This is a genomic window from Cupriavidus basilensis (genome assembly GCF_000832305.1).
Lineage (GTDB): Bacteria > Pseudomonadota > Gammaproteobacteria > Burkholderiales > Burkholderiaceae > Cupriavidus > Cupriavidus basilensis_F.
The window spans coordinates 3,321,798-3,346,002 of record NZ_CP010536.1; the positions used below are offsets into that span (position 1 = coordinate 3,321,798).

General features: G+C 65.4%; 26 protein-coding genes, 1 tRNA gene and 1 riboswitch. Of the genes, 12 read left to right on the plus strand and 15 right to left on the minus strand.

From position 1 onward, the window contains the following. Nucleotides 1-14: 14 nt before the first annotated feature. Both RR42_RS15355 and RR42_RS15360 read right to left on the minus strand, forming a co-directional pair. Nucleotides 15-857, minus strand: a complete 843-nt coding sequence (locus RR42_RS15355) for an alpha/beta fold hydrolase (RefSeq protein WP_052494646.1) — start codon at nt 855-857, stop codon at nt 15-17. Next, on the minus strand, nt 854-1,960 hold the full coding sequence (locus RR42_RS15360) for a hypothetical protein (protein ID WP_043348473.1): 1,107 nt from the start codon (nt 1,958-1,960) through the stop codon (nt 854-856). Before RR42_RS15360 ends, RR42_RS15355 begins: the two co-directional genes overlap by 4 nt. Nucleotides 1,961-2,131: 171 nt before the next feature. Here RR42_RS15360 and RR42_RS15365 point away from each other — a divergent pair, with 171 nt between their 5' ends. Together RR42_RS15365 and RR42_RS15370 are read left to right on the plus strand one after the other, a co-directional pair. Then, nucleotides 2,132-2,686, plus strand: coding sequence for a flavin reductase family protein (locus RR42_RS15365; protein ID WP_043348476.1), 555 nt, complete (start codon nt 2,132-2,134; stop codon nt 2,684-2,686). A gap of 16 nt (nt 2,687-2,702) precedes the next feature. Beyond that, nucleotides 2,703-3,167: a MarR family winged helix-turn-helix transcriptional regulator gene (locus RR42_RS15370; RefSeq protein WP_043348480.1), complete on the plus strand. Its 465-nt coding sequence runs from the start codon at nt 2,703-2,705 to the stop codon at nt 3,165-3,167. 13 nt (nt 3,168-3,180) lie between these two features. On the opposite strand, the gene RR42_RS15375 is transcribed toward RR42_RS15370, so the two are convergent. Then, the gene (locus RR42_RS15375) at nt 3,181-3,663 is read right to left on the minus strand and encodes an Lrp/AsnC family transcriptional regulator (protein ID WP_043348484.1); all 483 of its coding nucleotides are present in this window, start codon (nt 3,661-3,663) and stop codon (nt 3,181-3,183) included. A gap of 162 nt (nt 3,664-3,825) precedes the next feature. Here RR42_RS15375 and kynB point away from each other — a divergent pair, with 162 nt between their 5' ends. Genes kynB through kynA form a run of 3 tightly spaced genes read left to right on the plus strand, consistent with a single transcriptional unit; the run spans nt 3,826 to nt 6,690 of the window. Next, entirely contained in the window at nt 3,826-4,491 is a 666-nt protein-coding gene (kynB, locus tag RR42_RS15380) for an arylformamidase (RefSeq protein WP_043348488.1), read from the plus strand. Nucleotides 4,492-4,544: 53 nt separating this feature from the next. Next, nucleotides 4,545-5,801 (plus strand): kynureninase, encoded by a 1,257-nt coding sequence (gene kynU, locus RR42_RS15385; RefSeq protein ID WP_043348490.1) that lies wholly within the window; start codon nt 4,545-4,547, stop codon nt 5,799-5,801. Nucleotides 5,802-5,814: 13 nt separating this feature from the next. Then, a complete protein-coding gene (gene kynA / locus RR42_RS15390) occupies nt 5,815-6,690 on the plus strand; it encodes a tryptophan 2,3-dioxygenase (RefSeq protein ID WP_043348493.1) in 876 nt (291 codons plus the stop codon). A gap of 61 nt (nt 6,691-6,751) precedes the next feature. Here the strand turns inward: kynA and RR42_RS15395 are convergent, their stop codons facing one another. Continuing rightward, nucleotides 6,752-7,567, minus strand: a complete 816-nt coding sequence (locus tag RR42_RS15395; RefSeq protein ID WP_043348497.1) for an IclR family transcriptional regulator — start codon at nt 7,565-7,567, stop codon at nt 6,752-6,754. Between the two features lie 215 nt (nt 7,568-7,782). Between RR42_RS15395 and RR42_RS15400 the strand changes: the two genes are divergently transcribed. After that, nucleotides 7,783-8,976: an acyl-CoA dehydrogenase gene (locus tag RR42_RS15400; protein ID WP_006162948.1), complete on the plus strand. Its 1,194-nt coding sequence runs from the start codon at nt 7,783-7,785 to the stop codon at nt 8,974-8,976. A 159-nt stretch (nt 8,977-9,135) separates the two neighbouring features. Here the strand turns inward: RR42_RS15400 and RR42_RS15405 are convergent, their stop codons facing one another. Continuing rightward, on the minus strand, nt 9,136-9,774 hold the full coding sequence (locus tag RR42_RS15405; protein ID WP_043348499.1) for a peroxiredoxin: 639 nt from the start codon (nt 9,772-9,774) through the stop codon (nt 9,136-9,138). A 240-nt stretch (nt 9,775-10,014) separates the two neighbouring features. Here RR42_RS15405 and RR42_RS15410 point away from each other — a divergent pair, with 240 nt between their 5' ends. The 5 genes from RR42_RS15410 (at nt 10,015) to RR42_RS15430 (ending at nt 14,663) form a co-directional block, all read left to right on the plus strand. Then, nucleotides 10,015-10,332, plus strand: a complete 318-nt coding sequence (locus tag RR42_RS15410) for a DUF883 family protein (RefSeq protein WP_324291756.1) — start codon at nt 10,015-10,017, stop codon at nt 10,330-10,332. Between the two features lie 170 nt (nt 10,333-10,502). Continuing rightward, complete coding sequence (locus tag RR42_RS15415) at nt 10,503-10,883, plus strand: phage holin family protein (protein ID WP_043348504.1); 381 nt, start codon at nt 10,503-10,505, stop codon at nt 10,881-10,883. Continuing rightward, complete coding sequence (locus tag RR42_RS15420; RefSeq protein WP_043348506.1) at nt 10,880-11,386, plus strand: DUF3318 domain-containing protein; 507 nt, start codon at nt 10,880-10,882, stop codon at nt 11,384-11,386. Before RR42_RS15415 ends, RR42_RS15420 begins: the two co-directional genes overlap by 4 nt. Nucleotides 11,387-11,546: 160 nt before the next feature. Continuing rightward, nucleotides 11,547-12,722, plus strand: coding sequence for an AI-2E family transporter (locus RR42_RS15425; RefSeq protein WP_236701919.1), 1,176 nt, complete (start codon nt 11,547-11,549; stop codon nt 12,720-12,722). 114 nt (nt 12,723-12,836) lie between these two features. Next, entirely contained in the window at nt 12,837-14,663 is a 1,827-nt protein-coding gene (locus tag RR42_RS15430; RefSeq protein ID WP_082055023.1) for an alpha/beta hydrolase family protein, read from the plus strand. A gap of 88 nt (nt 14,664-14,751) precedes the next feature. Here RR42_RS15430 and RR42_RS15435 read toward each other — a convergent pair. From RR42_RS15435 to ybgC, 10 genes are all read right to left on the minus strand, one after another. Then, nucleotides 14,752-14,827, minus strand: a tRNA-Lys gene (locus RR42_RS15435). 71 nt (nt 14,828-14,898) lie between these two features. Next, complete coding sequence (locus tag RR42_RS15440) at nt 14,899-16,014, minus strand: YeeE/YedE family protein (RefSeq protein ID WP_043348513.1); 1,116 nt, start codon at nt 16,012-16,014, stop codon at nt 14,899-14,901. A gap of 65 nt (nt 16,015-16,079) precedes the next feature. Continuing rightward, the gene (gene queC, locus RR42_RS15445; RefSeq protein WP_043348516.1) at nt 16,080-16,763 is read right to left on the minus strand and encodes a 7-cyano-7-deazaguanine synthase QueC; all 684 of its coding nucleotides are present in this window, start codon (nt 16,761-16,763) and stop codon (nt 16,080-16,082) included. A 153-nt stretch (nt 16,764-16,916) separates the two neighbouring features. Then, nucleotides 16,917-17,675: a tol-pal system protein YbgF gene (gene ybgF / locus RR42_RS15450; protein ID WP_043348519.1), complete on the minus strand. Its 759-nt coding sequence runs from the start codon at nt 17,673-17,675 to the stop codon at nt 16,917-16,919. An 18-nt stretch (nt 17,676-17,693) separates the two neighbouring features. Further along, complete coding sequence (gene pal / locus RR42_RS15455; RefSeq protein WP_173430687.1) at nt 17,694-18,209, minus strand: peptidoglycan-associated lipoprotein Pal; 516 nt, start codon at nt 18,207-18,209, stop codon at nt 17,694-17,696. Nucleotides 18,210-18,226: 17 nt separating this feature from the next. Beyond that, nucleotides 18,227-19,555, minus strand: a complete 1,329-nt coding sequence (gene tolB / locus RR42_RS15460; protein ID WP_043348522.1) for a Tol-Pal system beta propeller repeat protein TolB — start codon at nt 19,553-19,555, stop codon at nt 18,227-18,229. A 229-nt stretch (nt 19,556-19,784) separates the two neighbouring features. Then, nucleotides 19,785-20,939 (minus strand): cell envelope integrity protein TolA, encoded by a 1,155-nt coding sequence (tolA, locus tag RR42_RS15465; protein ID WP_043348525.1) that lies wholly within the window; start codon nt 20,937-20,939, stop codon nt 19,785-19,787. 15 nt (nt 20,940-20,954) lie between these two features. Then, nucleotides 20,955-21,392 carry a protein TolR gene (gene tolR, locus RR42_RS15470; RefSeq protein ID WP_043348529.1) on the minus strand — a complete coding sequence of 146 codons (438 nt, stop codon included), beginning with the start codon at nt 21,390-21,392 and terminating at the stop codon, nt 20,955-20,957. A gap of 42 nt (nt 21,393-21,434) precedes the next feature. Beyond that, nucleotides 21,435-22,118 (minus strand): protein TolQ, encoded by a 684-nt coding sequence (gene tolQ / locus RR42_RS15475; RefSeq protein WP_043348531.1) that lies wholly within the window; start codon nt 22,116-22,118, stop codon nt 21,435-21,437. Beyond that, nucleotides 22,115-22,519 carry a tol-pal system-associated acyl-CoA thioesterase gene (gene ybgC, locus RR42_RS15480; protein WP_043352192.1) on the minus strand — a complete coding sequence of 135 codons (405 nt, stop codon included), beginning with the start codon at nt 22,517-22,519 and terminating at the stop codon, nt 22,115-22,117. Before ybgC ends, tolQ begins: the two co-directional genes overlap by 4 nt. A 161-nt stretch (nt 22,520-22,680) precedes the next feature. Beyond that, nucleotides 22,681-22,783, plus strand: a riboswitch (ZMP/ZTP riboswitch). Between the two features lie 121 nt (nt 22,784-22,904). On the opposite strand from ybgC, the gene glyA reads away from it, so the two are divergent. Then, complete coding sequence (gene glyA / locus RR42_RS15485; protein ID WP_043348535.1) at nt 22,905-24,152, plus strand: serine hydroxymethyltransferase; 1,248 nt, start codon at nt 22,905-22,907, stop codon at nt 24,150-24,152. Nucleotides 24,153-24,205 lie beyond the last annotated feature (53 nt).

Consider the following 24,205-nt stretch of genomic DNA (forward strand, 5'->3'; position numbering starts at 1 on the left):
ATGTTCTTGTGGATTCAGTGCAGCGGGAAATGCCGCCCCAGGAAGCCGAGCACGGCGGCATTGAAATCCGCCGGGCATTCCATGCAAGCCAGGTGGCCCACCGCGGGCAGGCACAGGTACTCGGCGCCGGTGATCTTCTGCGCCATGCGCTCCATCACGGCGGGCGCGGCATTGGCGTCGTGCTCGCCGGCCAGCACCAGCACCGGCACGGTGATGCGCGCCAGCACTTCGCGCCGGTCAAAGCGCACCAGCGCCTGCAGGGCGGCGCGATAGGTGTCGGGCGGCACGGCCGCCATCACGCTGGCGGCGAACGCCACCGCGCGAGGCTCGGCCTGCGGCGCGACCATGGCGCGCACCAGCCCGTTGGCCATCTCCGCCATGGTCTTGCCGGCGTCGAGCGGCGCCGTGCGCGCGGCCACGAAATCGCGTTGCCACTGGCCATCGGCCTTGCCGAATGCCGGCGACGTTCCGGACAGCACCATGCCGTCGATCAGTCCGGGCATGGCTGCGTAAGCTTCCTGCGCGACCATGCCGCCCATGCTGTGGCCTAGCAGCACCACGCGCCGGCCCGCATCGCGCTCGGCCTTCAGCAGCGGCTGCAAGGCTTGCGCCAGCCCGGCGAAATCACAGGGATCGATCATGGCGCTGTCGCCGTAGCCAGGCATGTCCCATGCCACCGCGCGATAGCCCGCTTGCACCAGTGCAGCGATCTGCGCCGGCCACGCGGCCTTGCCGCCGCCGATGCCATGCAACATCACGACGGACACGGGGCCGGCGCCCTGCGCGATGGTGGAGATGCCATTGGCATGTGTCTGGGGTTGGGGTTGGGTCGTGCCAGGATTCACGTTCTCGTTCATGCGCTTGCCTTGTTGTTTGAATGGGCCGCTTCGGGCGTGGCCGGACCGACGAGCCGGCCCTCGTCCACCTCGCCCACGCCGTCGAGCGTGATCGTGCAGTTGCGCAGCGGCAGGTCGAAGTGGCCCAGCGTGTGGCGCCCGGCAACCTCGTTGGCGCCGGTGGAGTAGAGGAAGTTGCCGGCAAAGGCGCGCAGCTCCGTGCCATTGCAGTCGCGCTTGTCGTAGAACGTCATCGCATCCCAGCGGGCCTGAGGGTTCAAACCCCAGCCCACGTGCGAAACCGCGTAGGCGTCGCGCGTGCCTTCGCGGTCGGCCCACGCCGCGTAGTAGCCGCGCATCATGTCGGCGTCCATGCCCTGCCCTTCGATGCCGACCATGTAGTCATCCTCGATATGGCAGACGATGGTGTCGCGCAGGTAGGTCTTGAAGGTCAGGTTGACGTCGCCCGGTGCGAGCACCAGCGTGCCGTTGACCTGCCCGCCGGCGGGAAAGGCCAGGCACAGGCCGCCCGGCCAGTGCGCGACCTGGCCCGGCTTGTTGCAGTAGCCCCAGACGCCGCCGACGCGCGCGCTTGCAAGCCCGACGCGCAACTCGGTGCCGGCGGCCGAATGCACGCGCATCTCGCCTGCGCCCCGCAACCGTTTCATGGCCGCTCGCACGCTGCTCTCCAGCGTTGGATCGGGCAGGCAGCGCTCCAGGATCTCGGGATGTTCGTTGCTGACCATCAGCAGGCGCGGCACGATGCCGTCGGCGCCTTTGAGGATCTGCGGGAGTTCGGGCGCATGCAGCAGGCCCTCCACGGTGCAATCGATTACCAGGTGGCAGCGCTGCAAGGCGGCCACCACCGGGGCGAGTTGCTGCAAGGCATCGCTGGCGCCGGTGGAACGCACTGGCGCGGGCGCGGAAAGTGCCGGGGACGGCACCCGGATGCGCACGGGCGTGGCGCCCAGCGATTGCACCGCCAGTTCCGCCAACTCCACATTGACGCGTCGGGATTGGGACTCCGTTACAATCCCAACCACTTCCTGGGCGGACAGGGCGCACAGTTCAAGGGTGCGTCGAAAAGCCGCCAGCCAGCGGTGCTCGATTTGCTCGATGAGCATAGGTCTCCTCCTGGTGCGATCTGCTGCGATCCTGGCAGGGTCCCGGGGGAATGGCTTTGGTGCGCCAGCCCACCGATGCCTCCCGCCGGACGCATTAGCTTTGTGCTTGTGATTCTTGTCGCTGGCGCAAATAATATATGAAATTTCATGGATCCCAGTGGAGCCCGCACTATGGGCATGCCTGAGGCCACGCCAAGCATCATCGGCAAGGCCGCTTCTCCCGATTTCGATACGCTGCATTTCCGGCGCACGCTGTCCCAGTTCGCCACCGGCGTAACGGTGATCACTACCCGCGCGGGCCTTGGCTCGCCGCCGGGCGCGCCGTTCGTGGGCATTACCGCCAGCTCGTTCAACTCGGTCTCGCTCGATCCGCCGCTGGTGCTATGGAGCATGGCCACGCGCGCCAACAGCCTGCCGATGTTCCGCGACGGCTCGCACTACATCATCAATGTGCTGTCGGCCTCGCAACTGGACCTGTGCCAGCGCTTCGCCACGCTCAAGGGCGACCGCTTCGCGGGTGTCGACTACCGCCTGTCCGAGAACGGCCTGCCGATCCTGGCCAACGCGCTGGCCTGGTTCGAATGCCATAACCGCAGCCGCTACGACGAGGGCGACCACGTCATCTTCGTGGGCGAGGTGGAGCGCTGCGGCGTGCACGACAACGCGGGCAACCCGCTGGTGTTCCACGACGGCCGCTTTGCCACCACCGATCCGCTGACGGACTGAAGTCCGGGCGCAGCACATGAAGGATTCGCCCAAGCCGGCCCCGGCGGCCCCAGACGCTTTTGTCGATGGCTACCTGCCTTATCTGCTGGCGCGGGCCAGCCACCTTGTGTCGGGCGAGTTCCACCGGCAGGTCGAGGCAGCCGGGCTCTCCGTGCCCGAATGGCGCGTGCTGGCCACGCTGGCCGACCGGCCAGACTGCACCATCGGCGCGCTGGCCGATATCACGCTCACCAAGCAGCCCACCCTGACCAAGCTGATCGACCGCATGGCCGCCGACGGCCTCGTCACGCGGCGCAACGGTGCCCTGGACCGCCGCCATGCGCTGGTATCGATCACCGCGCGCGGGCGCGCCCGCGCCCGCGCCCTGCTCGACCAGGCCGCCGCGCACGAGCAACAAGTGCTGGATGACTTTGGCGTCGCGCAGGGCAACCAGCTCAAGGACACCTTGCGCCGCCTGATCGCGCTGCACGCGCCGCGCTGAGCGCCGGTAGCCCTCAGGGCCGCGGCTCGCCCTTGACGACCGCCAGCGGCGAGCCATCCGTCTTGATCCTTTGCAGCACGATGTTCGAGCGGATATCCATCACGCCCGGCGTGCGGTAGAGCCGGTTCACGATGAAATCCGAGTAGTGCTTGAGGTTGCGCGCCTGCACAGTCAGGATGTAATTGCTGTCGCCGGTGATGATGTAGGCCGACACCACTTCAGGCCAGGATTGCACCGCCGCGTTGAAGGTATCGTGCCAGCCCTCGGTTTCGGGACGCATCGACACCTGCACGATCGCCTCCAGTTCCAGGCCGAGCCGCTCGGCGTCGAACCACGCCCGGTAGCCGCCGATCACACCATCCTCCTCCAGCAAGCGCACCCGCCGCAGGCAGGCCGAAGGCGACAGCGCCACGCGGTCGGCCAGGTCCTGGTTGCTGATGCGCCCGTTCTCCTGGAGGCAGGTCAGGATGCGCAAATCGATGGGATCCAGGTTCATTTCGCAGATTCTTCCATGATTCTCTTCATAAATGAAATTCTATGCGAAAACCACTGGAATCCACTGGCCATTTCGCAAGCCTCTTGTCCGTAATATTGACTATCATGCCGTCATCCGCTCCATGAAGAGCCTTGGAACGCCGCTCCCAGGCGTCAGCCCCCGATGACGAACCGCCCCACCCCCGATACCAACGATAGGCCGCGCCAGCTCTGGGACATCAGTCCCGCGCTCTCGCCCGACACGCCGGTGTGGCCGGGCGACACGCCGTTCCAGCTCGAGCGCAACTGGCAGATCGACGCCCACTGCCCCGTCAATGTCGGGCGCATCACCTTGTCGCCCCACACCGGCGCCCACGCCGATGCGCCGCTGCACTACGCCGCCGACGGCGCGCCCATCGGCGAGGTGGACCTGGCGCACTACCTCGGCCCGTGCCGGGTGATCCATTGCATCGGCGTGGCCCCGCTGGTCGAGCCCCGCCACATCGGGCATGCGCTGGCAGGCGCACCGCCGCGTGTGCTGCTGCGCACTTACCAGCAAGCGCCGCTGGCAAAGTGGGACCCGGACTTCTGCGCGGTCGCGCCGGAAACCATCGCGTTGCTCGCAGAGCACGGCGTGATGCTGGTCGGCATCGACACGCCCTCGCTGGACCCGCAGGAATCCAAGACCATGGCCGCGCACAACATGGTGCGCCGGCATCGCCTGGCCATCCTCGAAGGCCTGGTGCTCGACGCCGTGGCCGAGGCCGACTACGAACTGATTGCCCTGCCCCTGCGCTTTGCCGGACTCGATGCAAGCCCGGTGCGCGCCGTGCTGCGCAGCCTGGCCTGAACGATCGCACTGAACGACCCGAACCCAACCTCCCCCCAGGAAACCTCTCACACATGACCGCAATGACTCGCGAGCAATGCCTCGCCCTCGACCAAGAAGATCCGCTGCGCCGCCTGCGCGACCAGTTCGCGCTCCCGCAAGGCGTGATCTACCTCGATGGCAACTCGCTGGGCGCGCGCCCGCGCAGCGCCGCGGCACGCGCCGCCGAAGTGGTGAGCGAGGAATGGGGTACGGGCCTGATCCGCAGCTGGAACACAGCCGGCTGGTTCGAACTGCCCCAGCGCCTGGGCAATATGCTGGCACCGCTGATCGGCGCCGGCGAGGACGAAGTCGTGGTGACCGACACCACCTCCTCCAACCTGTTCAAGGTGCTGGCGGCCGCGCTGCGCGTGCAGCAGACCCGCGACCCGAAGCGCAAGGTGATCGTATCGGAAGCCAGCAACTTCCCCACCGACCTCTACATCGCGCAGGGGCTGGCCGACCTGCTGCAGCAAGGCTATTCGCTGCGCCTGGTGAATGCGCCCGAGGAGATCGATGCGGCGGTGGACGCCGACACCGCCGTGCTGATGCTGACCCATGTCAACTACAAGACCGGCGAAATGCTCGACATGGCCAGCGTGACCGAGATGGCGCATGCCCGCGGCGCGCTCACGGTGTGGGACCTGGCCCACTCGGCCGGCGCCGTGCCCGTGGCGCTCAAGGCTTCCGGTGCGGACTACGCGGTCGGCTGCACTTACAAGTACCTCAACGGTGGCCCCGGCTCGCCCGCCTTCCTGTGGGTCGCGCCGTCGCTGCGCGATGCTTTCTGGCAACCGCTGTCCGGCTGGTGGGGCCATGCCGCGCCGTTCGCGATGGAACCCGGCTACCGCCCGCGCGAAGGCGTAGCGCGCTTCCTGTGCGGCACCCAGCCCATTGCCTCGCTGGCCATGGTCGAATGCGGGCTCGATATCTATGCCCAGACCGACATGGCAGTGCTGCGCGCCAAGTCGCTGATGCTGACCGACCTCTTTATCGCGCTGGTGGAAACACGCTGCGCCGCGCACCCGCTCGAACTGGTGACCCCGCGCGCCCATGCGCGCCGCGGCAGCCATGTGAGCTTTGCCCATCCGGACGGCTTTGCCGTGGTGCAGGCCCTGATCGAGCGCGGCGTGATCGGCGACTACCGCGAGCCACGCATCGCGCGCTTTGGCTTCACGCCGCTGTACACCAGCTTCACCGAAGTCTGGGACGCAGTGGAAATCCTGCGCGACGTGCTCGACAGCGGCACTTACAAGGCAGAGCGTCACCAGACGCGCGGCCTGGTGACCTGAGCAGGAGCACGCCATGAGCAACCACAAGGGATGCCCGATGTCGGGCGCAGGCGCCACAGAGACCAGCGATGCCAGCTGGCATGACGCCCAGATGGATTTCGCCAAGGACATGAGCTACGGCGATTACCTGGCGCTGGACCAGATTCTCAACGCCCAGCATCCGCTCTCGCCCGAGCACAACGAGATGCTGTTCATCGTGCAGCACCAGACCAGCGAGCTGTGGATGAAGCTGGCGCTGCACGAGCTGCGCGCCGCGCGCGAATGCGTGCGCCAGGACCAGCTGCCACCCGCGTTCAAGATGCTCACGCGAGTCTCGCGCATCATGGAGCAACTGGTGCAGGCGTGGAACGTGCTAGCCACGATGACGCCGCCGGAGTACTCGGCGATGCGCCCTTACCTGGGGATGTCGTCTGGTTTCCAGTCATTCCAGTACCGCGAGATCGAGTTCATCCTCGGCAACAAGAACGCGGCCATGCTGCGCCCGCATGCGCACCAGCCGCAGCACCTGGCGCTGCTGGAAGAAGCCCTGCGCACGCCGTCGCTGTATGACGAAGCGATCCGCCTGATGGCGCGGCGCGGCTTTGCCATCGATGCGGCCTGCATCGAGCGGGACTGGACCAGGCCGGCCGGCGAGAACGCCTCGGTGGAAGCGGCATGGCTGGAGGTCTATCGCAAGCCCGAGGCGCACTGGGAGCTGTATGAACTAGGCGAGAAGTTCGTCGACCTGGAAGATGCTTTCCGGCAGTGGCGCTTCCGCCATGTCACCACCGTGGAACGCGTGATCGGCTTCAAGCGCGGCACCGGCGGCACCGAAGGCGTCAGCTACCTGCGCAAGATGCTCGACGTGGTGCTGTTCCCGGAGTTGTGGAAGCTGCGCACGGATCTGTAAACGGGGCAGAAGCAGGCAGTATTGGCATCGCGGCACCGGCCAGGGCCGGTGCCGCCTCGCTTCAGAGCGCCGGGTCCGACAGCCGCGCCGCCAGCGCGCGCAAGGCCGGCGCCAGCTTGTCGTGAAACACCGCTTCCTCGACCGAGCCATAGGACGCACTGCAACTCAGCATGTGCAGCTCCTTCTCCCCCACCGGACGGAATGCCACCGCGCATGCGTGGATGGCCGGGTGCCAGTCGCGGAACGACGCCGCATAGCCCAGGGTCGACGCCTGCTCCACCGTGGCGCGCATGGCCGCCTCCTGGGTTTTCCACTGTTCGGGATAGGCCAGGGCAAACTCCGCCAGCACCCGTTCGCGCTTGGCCGCCGGCAAGGCCGCCAGGTAAGCCCGGCCCATGGAACTCGATACCAGCGAGAGCCGCGACCCCACGCCCAGCCCCAGCATCACGCCTGCATCGTTGCGGATCGATTCAAGATAGATCACCTCCATGCGCTCGCGCTTGCCCAGCGAGACCGACACGCCGTAAGCCTGCGCGAACGCCAGCATGTGCGGGCGCGCCAGCGTCACCACATTGGACGCGGACAGGTAGGAATAGCCTAGCGCCAGCACGCCGGCATCGAGTGCGTACTTGCCCAGGCTATCGTCGTAGCGCAGGTAGCCCAGTTGCACCAGTGTGCCGGCCAGCCGGCTCACTGTGGCTTTGGGAAAGCCCGTGCGGCGCACGAAATCCTGGTTGCCCAGCATCGACTCGCCAGTGCGAAAGCAACGCAGCAGCTCAAGGCCGCGCGCCAGCGCGGCAACAAAATTGGGATCGCTCTCGCGCGGTGTGGCGCTGGCGGCATCCGCCGCAGGCGTGGCTTGCGATTCAGTGGCCAAAAGTGATCTCCGCGGAATGGATGGAGGCAGCGCGCCCTATTGCATGGATCGCGCATTGCGATATACTACATCATCGGAACACAGTTCCGCAATGCGGAACCGCAAAAGCACCACGGCGGACCGCGGAATGCGCCGATACTTCCTGAATTCAGGGTTGGCTCGCGAGGCCGCCCATTCCGATCTGCACTAGACCTGCACTACCGAAGGAGACCTACATGGCTGCCAACGCCGAATTCCACTGGGCTGACCCGCTGTTGCTGGACGACCAGCTGAGCGCCGACGAGCGCATGGTGCGCGACGCCGCCCTGGCCTATTGCCAGGACAAGCTCGCCCCGCGCGTACTGCAATCGTTCCGCAATGAGAAGACCGACATCGAGATCTTCCGCGAGATGGGCGAGCTGGGCCTGCTCGGCCCCACCATTCCCGAGGAATACGGCGGCCCCGGCCTGAACTACGTGGCCTACGGCCTGATCGCGCGCGAAGTGGAGCGGGTGGATTCGGGCTATCGCTCGATGATGAGCGTGCAGTCGTCGCTGGTGATGGTGCCCATCCACGAATTCGGCAGCGAAGCGCAGAAGCAGAAATACCTGCCTAAGCTGGCAACCGGCGAGTGGATCGGCTGCTTCGGCCTGACCGAGCCGAACCACGGTTCCGACCCGGGCTCCATGATCACGCGCGCCAAGAAGGTGGCAGGCGGCTATGAGCTGTCCGGGGCCAAGATGTGGATCACCAACTCGCCCATCGCCGACGTCTTCGTGGTGTGGGGCAAGCTGGTCGGCGACGACGGCAAGGAAGCGATCCGCGGCTTTATCCTCGAAAAGGGCTGGAAGGGCCTGTCGGCACCTGCCATCCACGGCAAGGTTGGCCTGCGCACCTCGATCACCGGCGAAATCGTCATGGACCAGGTGTTCGTGCCGGAAGAGAACCTGATGCCGGGCGTGTCCGGCCTGAAGGGTCCCTTCACCTGCCTGAACTCGGCCCGCTATGGCATCGCCTGGGGCGCCCTGGGCGCCGCCGAGTTCTGCTGGCACACCGCGCGCCAGTACACGCTGGACCGCAAGCAGTTCGGCCGCCCGCTGGCCGCCAACCAGCTGGTGCAGAAGAAGCTGGCCGACATGCAGACCGAGATCACGCTGGGCCTGCAAGGCTGCCTGCGCCTGGGCCGCATGAAGGACGAAGGCACCGCTGCGGTGGAAATCACCTCGATCATGAAGCGCAATTCCTGCGGCAAGTCGCTGGACATCGCCCGCGTGGCGCGCGACATGCTCGGCGGCAACGGCATCTCGGACGAGTTCGGCGTGATCCGTCACGTGGTCAACCTCGAAGTGGTCAACACTTACGAAGGCACCCATGACATCCACGCGCTGATTCTGGGCCGCGCCCAGACCGGCATCCAGGCGTTCTTCTAAAGCACGCCGCCCGGGCCCGCCCGCTCTCTCGCAAGAAATAAAAAGGCCCGGCTGCGAAGCCGGGCCAAGCACACGACCAAGGAGAGACGACGGGCGAGCCCATCGTTGTACAACACCGGTGCGCCGGCCCGGCGCTACGCGCCCTGGCCGGCCGCTTGCTTACTTGTTGGGTTGCGGCGTGAGCCGCAGGTAAGGCCGCACGGCCTTGTATCCCTTCGGAAATTTCTGCTTTATCACGTCCTCGTCCTTCAGCGAGGGCACAATCACCACATCCTCGCCGTCCTGCCAGTTGCCCGGCGTGGCAACGCTATGGCTGTCGGTGAGCTGCAGCGAATCGATCACCCGCAGGATCTCATTGAAGTTGCGCCCGGTGCTGGCCGGGTAGGTGATGGTCAGCCGCACCTTCTTGTCCGGGTCGATCACAAACAGCGATCGCACCGTGAAGGTCGCGTTCGCATTGGGGTGAATCATGTCGTACAGCTCGGAAACCTCGCGGTCGCCATCGGCGATGATGGGGAAATTGACCGTGGTACCCTGGGTCTCGTTGATATCCTTGATCCACTCTCGATGGGACTCGACAGGATCGACCGACAGTGCGATGACTTTGACATTGCGCTTGGCAAAATCACCCTTCAGCTTCGCCGTCAGGCCGAGTTCGGTCGTGCAGACCGGTGTGAAATCGGCCGGGTGCGAGAAAAGCACGCCCCAACTGTCGCCCAGCCATTGATGAAAGCGAATCGGGCCTTCACTGGAATCCTGTTCGAAATCCGGCGCGATGTCACCGAGACGTAGAGCCATGCGGGTCTCCTCAAGAGGCAAAATAGGGTTGAACCACTCTAGTGCGATTGCGATCCAACCCAAACGAATATAAAGTCACTACAAAATCACCTTTTTGTATTAAGACCTTTGTTAAGACCTTTGTCCTGCGTCACAGTCCTGCACGCTGTGTCGGACTCGTGGTGTTGAAACCACGGCGGTTCCCCGCATATGCTAGTAAAGAGGGCGAGAAGCTGCCCGACAACGTGCGGGGAAGGCAAAATGTCACAATCCGAAACCACCGCCCGCAAACAGGAGAAACTGATGAGCGATGTCAAGACCGTTTTGTCCGATGCCGAAGAACTGCTTAAGCAAGCGGCCTCGACCACAGGCGAGAAAGCTGCCGAACTGCGTGAGCGCGGCATGGGCCTGCTGAAACAAGCCAAGGAAAAGGCCCAAGACCTTCAGGACGCCGTGGTCACCAAGAGCAAGGCGGCCGCACGTGCCACCGACGATTACGTCCATGACCATCCGTGGCGCGCAGTCGGCGTTGCCGCCGGCGTCGGCCTGCTGATCGGCCTATTGCTGAACCGCAAGTAATTCGCCCGGCCGCAGGCCTCGCGCATGAACCCGAACGCCTTGCACCTGGGCCAACGCATGTCGCGGCGCAGTGCCAGGCAACGCCCCGCCAGCGGTCGCGCACCGCTGGCGGGGTTCCCCGTCTGCAGCAGGTGCGGCGCTTCGCCGCTGCACGCCTTCGCCGGAATTGAATGAGCGATCCCACCTCTTCCCCCAAGTTTATGGATGCCCTGCGCAGCCTGGCAGGATCACTGGTGGCAATGGTGCAGACTCGCCTTGAACTTGCCAGTGTCGAACTCGCGGAAGAACGCTCCCGGCTGATGAGGATGGCCTTGCTGGCCTGTTTCGGCCTGGTGTTCTTTGGCTTGGCCATGGTGACACTGACCGTCTTGATCGCCATCGTGTTCTGGGACACCTACCGCTGGCAGGCCCTGGGCGTGCTGGTTGCGTTGTACCTGGCCGCCTGCGCAATCTGCCTCGCGGTTGCCCGCCATCTGGCGCGCAATGCCCCGCCCCTGTTCGAAGCGACGCTGGCCGAGATCGATAAAGACCGGGAGATCCTGCGCCGATGAGCACACCACACACCCCAGGCGAGCCGGCCGACGACGCGCCTGGCACCGCATCCCCCTCCAAAGCGCCTCGCTCGCACCAACGCCCCGTACGTTTCGCGCGGGAGGTGCGCCTGCCCCTTGCCATTCGCAAGGAGCTGCTGATCACGCGCGCCGCGCTTGAGCGCTACGACTGCGCCCAGGCGCTCCATCACGTCCGTGGCAGCGCGACCCGCCTTGGCCGCTTCAGCACCTGGCTGCCGCGCATGACCCGGCCCGCCTCCTGGCTCAAGCTGCTCGGACTCGCCAAGGACTACCCGATGCTCAGCTCAGCCGTGTCCCTGGCGCTGCCGCTGCTGCGCAAGACCCCGGTGCTGCGCTGGGGCTGGAAGCTGTCCAAGTTCGGCGCGCTGGCCGCGGCCGGCTACTGGGCCTACGAGACTTTTCAGAAAAGCTCCGTCCAGGATGCCCGCAAGACCCCGTCCGACACCGTCGACACGGGGTTCCGCGACCCGCTGGTGCGTTAGCACCGCGATACGCCATGCAAGGCCGCCACCTGCGCCGGCCTTGCCTACGGGCCTGCCACACGGCAATGAAGGCAATATGCGCCACGCGCCGCGGCGAGCCGCCGTACGCCACCATGGCGGCGCGCGCCCCAACGCTTTTTCGACGCAAGGTGACAGCCCAATGACCCAACGTGCGGAAATGCAGCAAAAGGCGTTCTACCTGCTGCTGGCAGTCGTGTCGATCGCCTTCTGCTTCGTCCTGCGGCCCTTCTTCGGCGCCGTGTTCTGGGGCGCCATCCTGGCCATCATCTTCACGCCGCCCAACAACTGGCTGACCCGGCGCATGGGCGACCGACGCAACCTGGCATCGCTGACCACGCTGACGCTATGCCTGCTGATCGTCGTGCTGCCGCTGATCTTTGTCACCGGCGCCCTGATCCAGGAAGGCAGCACCGTCTACCAGCAGATCAAGTCCGGCCAGCTCAATTTCGGCGCCTACTTCCAGCAAGCCTTGCACGCCCTGCCGCCGTCGGTGACAAGGGTGCTGGGCCGCTTCGGCCTGACCGATATCAGCGACCTGCAGCAAAAGCTCACCGCGGGGGCCGCCCAGGCCAGCCAGATCCTCGCCGCGCAGGCGCTCAGCATCGGGCAGAACACCTTCCAGTTCTTGGTCAGCTTTGGCGTGATGCTGTACCTGCTGTTCTTCCTGCTGCGCGATGGCCCGCAGCTTTCCAAGATCATCATGCGGGCGATCCCGCTGAGCGAGCCGCACAAGCAGCACCTGCTGCGCAAGTTCACCACCGTGGCCCGAGCCACCGTCAAGGGCAACATCGCCGTAGCCGCGGTGCAAGGCGCGCTGGGCGGCCTGGCCTTCTGGTTCCTCGGCATCCAGGGCTCGCTGCTGTGGGGTGTGCTGATGGGCTTCCTGTCGCTGCTGCCCGCGGTGGGCGCCGCACTGATCTGGGGGCCGGTGGGAATCTACTTCCTGCTGACCGGCGACGTGGGCAAGGGCTCCATCCTGATCGGCTTCTGCGCGGTGGTGATCGGCGCGGTGGACAACGTGCTGCGCCCCATCCTGGTCGGCAAGGACACCCGCATGCCCGATTGGGTAGTGCTGATCTCCACGCTGGGTGGCATGGCGCTGTTCGGGCTGAGCGGCTTCGTCATCGGCCCGCTGATCGCCGCGCTGTTTATCGCCAGTTGGGACCTGTCCACATCCACGCGGGAAGAAATCGAACGCCGGGACGCCGCGCACGACAAGGACCAGCCGCCGCCCCCACCGCCCGCGCCGCCCACAGGCGCAACCGGGCAAGCCAGCGCCCAGGCGCCAGGCCCCGAGGCGGCGCGTACGGACTGAGCCGCGGCGCCGCTTGCCGGCCCCAAACACACCAAGGAGTGAGCATTGCGTCAAGACGAACCATCATCCGGTGCACAGGCGCTGGCAAAGGTGAAGCACTACAGCGTGCGTGAGATGTTCCGCAAACCGGACCGCTCCCAGTTCTCGATCTCGCCGGATGGCCGCCACCTGTCCTTCCTCGCCCGGCACCAGGGCCGCCAGAACATCTTCGTGCAGGCCATCGACACCGAAGGCAACCTGTTGGGCGAAGCCCGGCCGCTGACCCACGAGAGCGAGCGCGACCTGCCCTCGCACACCTGGAAAGGCAACGCGCACATCCTGTACGCGAAGGACTTTGGCGGCGACGAGAACTTTCACGTGCTGTCGGTGCCGATCGACGGCGGCGAGCCTGTCGACCTGACCCCGTACCCGGGCGTGCGCGCGGAGATCATCGACGATCTCGAGGACGATGACCGCCATATCCTGCTGTCGCACAATAAGCGCGACCCGGAAGTATTCGACGTGCTGCGCGTCGATGTCATCACGGGCGAGTCCGTGCAGATCGCGGAAAACCCGGGCAACGTGATGAGCTGGGGCACCGACCACGCAGGCCGCCTGCGGGTAGCGACCGCCAGCGATGGCGTAAACACCACCCTGCTCTACCGCGATGCCGAGGACGAGCCTTTCCGCCCGATCCTGACCACCAACTTCCGCGAGACAGTCTCGCCGCTGTTCTTTACCTTCGACGACAAGCAGCTCTATGTGCAGTCGAATCGCGGCCGCGACAAGACGGCGATATTCGAGTTCGATCCGCAGACCGCCAAGGAAGGCCGCCTGGTCTTCGAGCACGATGAGGTAGATGTCGGCGGGCTGTCCTACTCGCGGCATCGTCGCGTGCTGAGCGCCGCCTGGTACACCGACTGGAAGACGCACCGCCATTTCTTCGACGCCCACGCCGGGCAGATCCATGCCGACCTGGAGCGGCAACTGCCGGGCTACGAGCACCACGTCACCAGCATCACGCGCGACGAAACCCGCATGATCGTCTCCGCCTCGAGCGACAAGACCACCGGCACGCGCTTCCTGTACGACAGCGGCACGCAAAAGCTGGTCACGCTCGGCAAGGTGCAGCCCTGGCTGGATGAAGCCGACATGGCCGGCATGCAGCCAATCCGTTTCACCTCGCGCGACGGCCTGCAGATCCACGGCTACCTGACGCTGCCGGTGGCCAGCGCGGGAGAGCCTGCGCCGCGGGGCCTGCCGCTGGTGGTCAACCCGCACGGCGGCCCGTGGACACGCGACGTATGGGGCTTCAACCCCGAGGTGCAGTTGCTGGCCAATCGCGGCTATGCCGTGCTGCAGATCAACTTCCGCGGCTCCACCGGCTACGGTCGCGCATTCTGGGAGGCGAGCTTCAAGCAGTGGGGCAAGACGATGCAGCACGATATCGACGACGGCGTCGACTGGCTCGTCGCGCAAGGCATCGTGGACCCCAAGCGCATCGCGATCTACGGCGCCAGCTATGGCGGCTATGCAACGCTGGCGGGCGTAGCCTTCACGCCGCAGCGCTACGCCGCGGCCATCGACTATGTCGGCGTATCGAACCTGTTCACGCTGCTCGAGACCATTCCCGCGTACTGGAAACCGATGCTGGACATGCTGCACGAGATGATCGGCAACCCCAACGTGCAAGCCGAGCGCCAAGCCCTGCACGATGCCTCGCCGGTGTTCTTCGCGGACAAGATCCGCACGCCGCTGCTGGTGGCGCAAGGCGCCAACGATCCGCGCGTCAAGCAGGCGGAGAGCGACCAGATCGTCCAGGCACTGCGCTCGCGCGGCGTGGATGTGGAATACCTGCTAAAGGAAAACGAGGGCCACGGCTTCCACAACGAGGAAAACACCTTCGACTTCTACGAAGCCATGGAAGCGTTTCTCGCCAGGCACCTGGCCAGGGAAGGCTGATTTGCGACCGCTCCGCGCCCGAACATCAGGCGCGGGCACATGAAACAAAAAAGGCGTAGCGGTTGCCCGCTACGCCTTTTCGCAATGCTGGTGGGTCGTGCGTGACTCGAACACGCGACCAACGGATTAAAAGTCCGCTGCTCTACCGACTGAGCTAACGACCCGGAAAAACTGAAGCCGCGATTATAGGAATATCTTGGCCCTAAAGTCAACCTTTGACCACGAACTACTCGTGCTAGATCATGCGCTCAAGGCGCCATATTTGGTAGCGGAAGCCCAGCACCGAGCCAAGCAGGATGCCGGCCAGCGCGATAAACGAGCCAATCGCCAGCGTGGATACGCCTGACAGCCCCTGGCCGATGGTGCAGCCCAGCGCGGTCACGCCACCCGCGCCCATCAGGACGCCACCCACCAGATGATTGCCGACGTCCTCGGCGTTGCCAAAGCCTTCCCAGCGAAAGGTGCGGGTCACCAGTGCGTACGCAGCGGCACCGGCCACCACGCCGAACACGCTGACGATGCCGATGGTCAGCACCTTGCTCTTGTCGCTGAACATCATCAGCCAGTCGAGCGTGTAGGCATAGGGAGCGACGAAGCTCAGGCTCTCCATACGGCCGCTGTTGCTGGCAACAAACAGTTCCTCGAGCGTATTGGGATCCTCAGCGACATAGCCGAGGTGCCCGGACACGTACCACATGGCCACGATGATCAGGCCCACGGCCAGGCCACCAAGCAGGTTATCGAAGGTGCGCAAGCCGCGTCCCGCCAACGCCCAGATCACCAGCGCCCCGCCCACCACCAGCGCGATGCCGACTTGCAGGGTGGCGCGCGACATGCCGCTGGCATGCGCCAGCACGGAGGGCAGGTCTTGCGTGGTGGGCAGCGTGAGCGCCACGGCGTCGACGGTGTTTACGCGAATCACGCCAAACAAGCCGCGCAGCGTCATATAGGCCGACAGCCCCAGGAAGACGAACACCACCAGCGACTTCAGGTTGCCCGCGCCGATACGCACCAGCGTCTTGCTGCCGCAGCCCGAGGCCAGCACCATGCCGAAACCGAACATCAGCCCGCCCACCAGGGCGGAGAGCCAGCTGAGCTTGCTGGCGGCATAGATGGTCTTGGTGGGATCGATGTAGCCGCCCGCAGCCAGCGCGGAGGTGCCGATCATGGCCACGCCGATGGCCAGCCCCCACATGCGCATGCGGGTCCAGTCGCCCATATTGACGATGTCGGAGACCGCACCCATGGTGCAGAAGTGCGTGCGCTGGAGCACCGCCCCAAACAGGAAGGTCAGGATGAAGGTGCTCGCCAGTATGGTACGGCTGAGCGCGGCAATATCGATTTCGGGCATGGGTGTCCGGCGGGGGAAGCGGAACGGGTGGGTGCGCGCAAGCGCGCTGGTGGCAACGACTACCGTCAGGCTGCGCCCTGGTAGCGGGTGGGATCGGGCACGCCAGCGGCCTCGAAGCCCGCGCGGCGGATGCGGCAAGAGTCGCACACGCCACAGGCCCGGCCGTCGTCGTCGGCTTTATAGCACGACACCGTCATGCCGTAGTCCACCCCGAGCTTGACGCCGGCGCGGATGATCTCGCCCTTGGTCATGTCGATGATGGGCGCGTGCACGCGGATGCGCTCGCCTTCGACGCCGGCCTTGGTGGCCAGGTTGGCAAGCGCCTCGTAGGCGGACACGTACTCGGGCCGGCAATCCGGATAGCCAGAGTAGTCGACCGCATTGGCACCGAAGAACAGGTCACGGCCGCCAACGGCCTCGGCCCAGCCCAGGGCCAGCGACAGCATGATGGTATTGCGGGCCGGCACGTAGGTAACCGGAATGCCGCCGACGGCACCGTCCGTAGGCACCTCAAGGCTATCGTCGGTGAGCGCGGAGCCGCCGAAGCGGCGCAGGTCCAGGTCGATGATCTCGTGGCGCACCGCGCCCAGGGCGGCGGCCACGCGCTTTGCGGCCTCCAGTTCCGAGGAATGGCGCTGACCGTAGCGCATCGACAACGCATAGGTCTCGAAGCCTTGCGCATTGGCCATGGCAAGGACGGTGGCGGAGTCCAGGCCGCCGGAAAGCAGGACGATAGCGCGTTTTTTCATGATGGCACGGCGCGGCGCCTGGAGGCGCCACGCAAAATTCGAGGCGAATCGCGTATTTTAGCGCGCCCAAGACTAAAGGCCCGCGGATGCGGGCCTTTAGTGTACTGACTGCTATCTCTGGGCCGCTTGGCAGCGCGCCGCCCTCTCAGGCGCTTACTTCAGCGTCTTGAGGCGATTGCTCGCCGCCTGCGCGCCCTCGGTGCCGGGGTACTTTGCTACCACCTGCTCCAGGGTCTTGCGGGCAGCGGGCTTCTGGCCCGATTCGATCTGGTTGTTGGCAATGGCGATCAGCGCATCCGGCACCTTGGGGTGATCCGGATAGGCCTGCACCATGTTCTGCAACACCGAGGTCGAGCCGCGGTAGTCGCGCTGCGCGTACAGCGAGTTGCCGAGCCAGAACTGCGCCAGCGGCACGTACGGGCTCTGCGGGTACTTCTTGATGAAGCCCGCGAACACGTTGCCGGCACCCTTGAAGTCCCCGGTCTGGAACTGCTTGAGCGCGGCATCGTATTCGGTCTTCTCGCCAGGTTGCGACAGCCCTTCGCGGCCATCCACGGTGACCTGTTGCGGCTCGAATTTCTTCAGGCGCGCATCCAGGTCCGCGTAGTAGTCCTTCTGCTGCTTTTGCAGCGTCGTCACCTCGTTCTGCAGCATCTCGTTCTGGCCACGCAGTCGCGCCACTTCCTGGCGCAGACCTTCGAGCTGGTTCTGCATGTCGAGCTGGGCGCGGCTGTTCTGGTCGATGCGCTGCGATGCCGTCGCCTGGAAACCGTTGAACTGGTCCCGCATGTTGACGATGGCTTTGCGCGCCTCGTCATCGTCGAACACGCCGGCCCGCGCCTGTGCAAACGGCAGCAGGCTGGCGCAGGACATCGCAGTAAGCAATACCAACTTGGAGGCGCGTGCTTTCATGAGATGGCTGTCCGCAGATTAGTACGTGATGTCCGCGCGGCGGTTTTCTGCCCAGGCGGCTTCGTCGTGGCCGGTTGCCTTGGGCTTTTCCTTGCCCAGGCTGACGGCTTCCATCTGGGTTTCCGGCACGCCCAGCGAGGACAGCGAGCGGCGCACGGCTTCGGCGCGCTTCTGGCCCAGTGCCAGGTTGTATTCGCTGGTGCCGCGATCGTCGGTGTTGCCCTGAATCAGGATGCGGCGGCCCTTGTTGGCGGCCAGGTACTTGGCGTGCTCCGACAGCATGCCCTGGTAGTCGGACTTGACGCTGTAGCTGTCGAAGTCGAAGTACACGCTGCGCTTGGCCAGCGGGCTGTTCGGATCGTTCAGCGGATCACGCGACACGTCCACCGGCGCCACGGCGCGGGCGTCGGTCGAAGGCGTACCCTTGTTGCCGGCACCGGCGTTGGCGGTGTCGTCCAGCTTGACGCCGGAGCTGCAAGCGCCGAGGGCCAGCAGAGCGGCGACGGCAAGGGTTTTGGTCATCATATTGGTCATGGCTAGGAACTCCTCGTTTATTGCATGAATGGTCCCCAGGACGGCTCGCGAACCTCGCCGGACTGGAGCGACAAAACCTGCCGGGTACGCCCGTCAGTGGACACTGCCGCCAGCACCGAGCGACCTCCCACCCGGGTGGCATAAAGAATGTACTTGCCGTTGGCGGCGAAGCTCGGGGCCTCGTCGTTGGCGGTGTCGGTCAGCGAGGTCACATCGCCGTTGCCGAGATCCATCAACTGCAGCTTGAAGCCGCCGCTGCGGGTGATGTAGGCCAGCTGCTTGCCATCCGGGGAAATGCGCGGGCTCACGTTGTAGCTGCCCTTGAAGGTCACGCGCTGGGCTGCGCCGCCTTCTTCGCCGCCGGCCGGCATGCGGTAGATCTGCGGCGCACCGCCCCGATCGCTGGTGAAGTAGATGCTGCGGCCATCCGGCGCGTATTGCGGCTCGGTATCGATGGCGCTGCTGCGTGTGAGGCGCTTGAGCCCGGAGCCATCGGCGCCAACCTGGTAGATCTGGGTATTGCCGTCGCGCGACAGCGCCACCGCCAGGCGCTGGCCGTCAGGCGACCACGAAGGCGCGCTGTTGTTGCCCTTTTGGTTCGACACCAGCGTGCGCTTGCCGGTCGCCAGGTCGTGCACGTAGACCACGGGCTTCTTGGCTTCAAAGGACACATAAGCAACCTTGCTGCCATCCGGCGACCACGAAGGCGAGATGATCGGCTCGTTGCTGGTCAGCGCGACTTGAGAGTTCTGGCCGTCGGAGTCCGAGATCAGCAGCTGGAAACGCCCGCCCACCCGCGAGACATAGGACAGCCGCGTGGCAAACACACCGCGCTCGCCCAGCAGCTTCTCGTAGATGTAGTCGGCGATCTTGTGACCGGTCACGCGCAGCTGGTTTGCGCTGACCGTGAAGGCCAGGCCACCCAGGCTGGTGCCCTTGACGGTGTCGTAGAGGCGAAAGCGCACGTCGTACTGGCCGTTGCCGGTAGGTGTGACGCTGCCGGCGACGAAGGCATCGGCGCCGCGCGCCTTCCAGCTGCCCAGGTCGGCATTGGCGGACTCTGCCACCGTGGCGCCGCCCGGGTCGACATTGCGGAAGCGGCCGCTGCGCTGCAGGTCACTGCGGATGATGGCGGTGAGATTTTGCGGGGCCTGGGCTTCGCCCTGGAAGTTGGCCGTGGCGATGGGGAACTGGCTGGCGCCGACGCCGGTGATTTCAACGTTCAATTGCGCCTGTGCGCTGCCGGCCGAACACGCCAGCACCACGGCCAGCCCGGCAAACAGGGCGTGCGCGCGGGCGCCGTGCCGCCGCGCGGCCAGCCAAAGGGGGGCCCAAAGCTTTCGCATGCTGCTCCTCAATCGAGATCAATATTCATCGAGCGCGGCCGGCAAACGGGAGCCGTGGAACGGGCAAGCATGCTGAAGGCTTGTCGCATGCCCGTATCGCGTGCCCCGGGCACATTTGCCGGCTGCGTCAGGCAACCTGTCATCGTAGCGTTGGGACTGCGGTGCATCGACGTAGGTTGCAATATGTTGCAATTCGAATGTTCCCGTGCCGTCGCCATCGCCGTACCTCTTAATCCTTAGGCTTGAAGGTGATCGTGAAGCTGGCCGGCGCCTTGCCGTTTTCGTCGCGGGGCAGCGGATCCGAGCGCTCCACGGCGCGCAGCACGGCGTTGTCCCAGCCCGAATTGCCGCTGGACTTGGACAGCCGCGCGGACATCAAGGAGCCGTCCGGCGCCAGTTGAACCGACACCACCGCAGCCGGATTGCCAGGCACGTCTTCGGTAAACACGATATTCGGCTTGACGCGGCGACGCACGCGATCCGGGTAGCCAGGCGAGGCCTTGCCGCCTGAACCAGCACCGCTGCCAGCGCTGCTGCCGACACCGCCGGCGCCGCCGACTGCCGCCCCGCCGCCGGCCATGGCCTGCAGTCGCGCCAGTTCACTGTGGCGCTGGGCATTGGCGGCGGCGTCGCGCTTGGCCTTGGCATCCGCATCAGCCTTGGCTTTCGCGTTGGCGGCGGCCTTGGCCTCAGCGTTGGCCTTGGCCTTGGCGTCGGCGGCTGCCTTGGCCTTGGCGTCGGCTTCGGCGCGCGCCCTGGCATCCGCCTCGGCACGGCTCTTGGCCTCGGCGCGGGCCTTGGCGTCAGCTTCCTTACGCTCGCGCTCAACCTGCTCCTTGCGCTGCTCCTGCAGCGCGGCCTGCCTGCGCGCGTCTTCCTTGCGCTGGGCGTCCTTCTTCAGTTCGTCCTTCTTCAGTTCTTCGCGGCGTCGCTCTTCGCGGCGCAGGTCGTCCTTGTGCTGGGCATCCTTGCGGGCGGCTTCTTTGCGGGCCGCTTCCTGCCGCTCAGCTTCCTGGCGTGCGCGCAGGTCGGCCTGCTGGCGCGCCTCCTCGCGGGCGGCGGCCTCGGCCTGGCGGCGCTTTTGCTGCTGGAGGGCGATCTCCGCGTCTTCTTCGGCACGAGACCTCACCGCTGGCGCGGCAGGCGCGGGACGGGCTTGTACGATGGGCTGCGGTGCGGGAGGTGGCGGGGGCGGCGGCGGTGCGGTAGTGGCCGGGATCTCATCCCAGAGTTCGGCCTCGGCACCCACCGGGGTGCTGCTCTGCCAGTGCACGCCGAAATACAGCACGATGCCCAGCAACAGGTGCATGAAAACCGCGAGCAGGAAGGAACGCAGGGTTCCCCGCTCCGGGGCCGGCTGATAAGGATAGGCGGCGGTTTTCATCGCGTGGGTCGGTGCTTACTTGGGCTTGACCATCAGGCCGACGCGCTTCACGCCATCAGCCTTGAGCACTGACATGACGTCCAGCACGGCTTCGTACTTGACCGAGCGGTCGGCGGCGATCACCACCGGCTGATCGGGATTCTCGTTCTGGCGCTGATGCACGAAATCGATCAGGCCCTGCTTGTCGAGCTTGCGCTCGAAGCTGTTGCCGGCGTTATCCTTGCCACGCGCGGTCAGTGCGCCGTCCTCATGCACGGTCACCACGATAGGGGGCGCCTTTTGCTGCTGGGTGGCGTTGGCCACGCTGGGCAGGTCAACCACGGCGGGATTCACGATCGGTGCCGCCACCATGAAAATGACGAGCAGCACCAGCATCACGTCAATGTAAGGCACGACGTTGATGTCGGCGCTGGCCCGGCGGCGCGAGCCGCCACGGCGCTGTATCGCTGCCATTGCTGGTTCTCCTTGACCGAAGACGTTGGTGGCTTCGGCGCTTTAGCGGGTCTGCCGTTGCAGGATGTTCAGGAACTCTTCCATGAAACTCTCGAAGCGGATGGCCAGGCGATCCACTTCGGTGGCGTAGCGGTTGTAGGCAATGACAGCCGGAATCGCCGCGAACAGGCCGATGGCGGTGGCGACCAGCGCCTCCGCAATGCCGGGCGCCACGGCCGCAAGCGTTGCCTGCTGCACATTGGACAAGCCGCGGAAGGCGTTCATGATCCCCCATACAGTGCCGAACAAGCCGATGTACGGGCTGACCGAACCCACCGATGCCAGGAACGGAAGGTGCGATTCCATCACATCCATCTCGCGCTGATAGGCCGCGCGCATCGCACGCCGCGCGGCATCGAGCAGTGCGCCGGCGTCATTGTTGCGCTCGCGCGCCTTCAGGTACTCGCCCATGCCGGATTCAAAGATCCGTTCCAGCGCGCCTGTGTTGTGACGATTATTGGCTGCGCTCTGATACAGGGCCTGCAGGTCGCCGCCGGCCCAGAAGTCGCGCTCGAAACCCTCGGTCTGTGTGCGCGCGGCGCGCAGGGAGAAATGCTTACGGAAGATATATGTCCACGAGAACAGGGACATCACCAGCAGCAGGGCCATGACGGCCTGCGCCAGCACACTGGCGTGCAGCACCAGCGAAATGATCGACAGGTCTTGCGTGACGGTCACGGGATTCATCGAGCGGTCTTGATGGTTGCAAGGACGGGAGCGGGAATGGGAGTCGGGCGAAATGTGCTACGATCAACACATCCAACCCGGATGGCGCCAGTAGCCAGCAATTGCTCTCCACGCCAGGCTTCCTGGGCGAATTGGACCGACGCCGGGCCAACCCGTTCAATCTGTGTCCGGATCTCAAGCAAGTCGTCCAGACGGGCGGGGGCATTGTAGTCCACCGCCGTGCTTCTGACGATGAAGACGACGCCGGACTCATCGGCCAGCGCTTGCTGCTCGATGCCTAGCGAGCGCAGCCACTCGGTACGGGCGCGCTCGAAGAACTTGAGGTAATTGGCGTAGAACACTACGCCGCCTGCGTCGGTGTCTTCCCAGTACACCCGCAAGGCCCACACATTGTTGCTCATGGCCGCGATTGTAACGGCAGCCGACCCGACCCGGTGTAAACCCTTGTCTGACATTACAACAATTACATGACCTGACGGACAAGGCATTGACTTTCGGTCTTTGGGCCCACGGCACTGTCTTGCAGCGAGCCAGCGCCTCGCGTTAAACTGCCGCCAACCATTCCATCTTGCGCGACTGGCGAAGTCAGTGGGCACTACCACGAGGAAGCGCAAAGTTCTCTGGCGCGATGTTTCAAGCGCCTGCCGCTCGCCTGGGCAGCGAATGGGAAGCAGGGTGCGCCCTGCGCCGGATAGCTAACGCGACCGGCGCCGGTCGCCTGTGCCTTCCCCGCGCGCCCTACCCCGAAGCCATTCGGAATTCCCCTTTTTCAGACGAGTTTTCGCCATGTTCGAACGCAGCCGCTATACGATCGACCAGATCGACCCCGAGCTTTTTGCCGCCATCCAGAAGGAAGACCAGCGCCAGGAAGAGCACATCGAGCTGATCGCCTCGGAAAACTACACCTCGCCGGCCGTGATGGCCGCGCAAGGCTCGCAACTGACCAACAAGTACGCCGAAGGCTATCCCGGCAAGCGCTACTACGGTGGCTGCGAGTACGTCGACATCGTGGAGCAGTTGGCCATCGACCGCGTCAAGCAACTGTTCGGCGCCGAAGCCGCCAACGTGCAGCCCAATTCCGGCTCGCAGGCCAACCAGGGCGTGTTCTTCGCGGCCCTGAAGCCGGGCGACACCATCATGGGCATGAGCCTGGCCGAAGGCGGCCACCTGACCCACGGCATGGCGCTCAACATGAGCGGCAAATGGTTCAACGTGGTCAGCTACGGCCTGGACGCAAACGAAGACATCGACTACGACGCGCTGGAAAAGCTGGCCCAGGAAAAGAAGCCCAAGCTGATCATCGCCGGCGCCTCGGCCTTCGCCCTGCGCATCGACTTCGAACGCATCTCCAAGGTGGCCAAGTCCATCGGCGCCCTGTTCATGGTCGACATGGCCCACTACGCCGGCCTGATCGCCGCCGGCGAGTACCCCAACCCGGTGCCGCACGCCGACTTCGTCACCACCACCACCCACAAGAGCCTGCGCGGCCCGCGCGGTGGCGTGATCCTGATGAAGGCCGAGCATGAGAAGGCCATCAACTCGGCCATCTTCCCCGGCATCCAGGGCGGCCCCCTGATGCACGTGATCGCCGGCAAGGCAGTCGCCTTCAAGGAAGCCCTGTCGCCCGAGTTCAAGACCTACCAGCAGCAAGTGGTCAAGAACGCCCGCGTGCTGGCCGAAACCCTGATCGAGCGCGGCCTGCGCATCGTCTCCGGGCGCACCGAAAGCCACGTCATGCTGGTCGACCTGCGCGCCATGCAGATCACCGGCAAGGAAGCCGAAAAGGTCCTGGGCGAGGCGCATATCACCGTCAACAAGAACGCCATCCCCAACGACCCGGAAAAGCCGTTCGTCACCTCGGGCATCCGCCTGGGCTCGCCGGCCATGACCACCCGCGGCTTCAAGGAAGAAGAAGCCCGCCTGGTGGCCAACCTCGTCGCCGACGTGCTGGAAAACCCGCACGACCTGGCCAATATCGCTCGCGTGCGCGAGCAAGTGGCAGCCCTGACCAAGCGTTTCCCGGTCTACGGCTAAAGCCCGGCGCCACCCGCCACCCGCGGGTGGCCGGCAGCCCCGCCGCGCCTGCG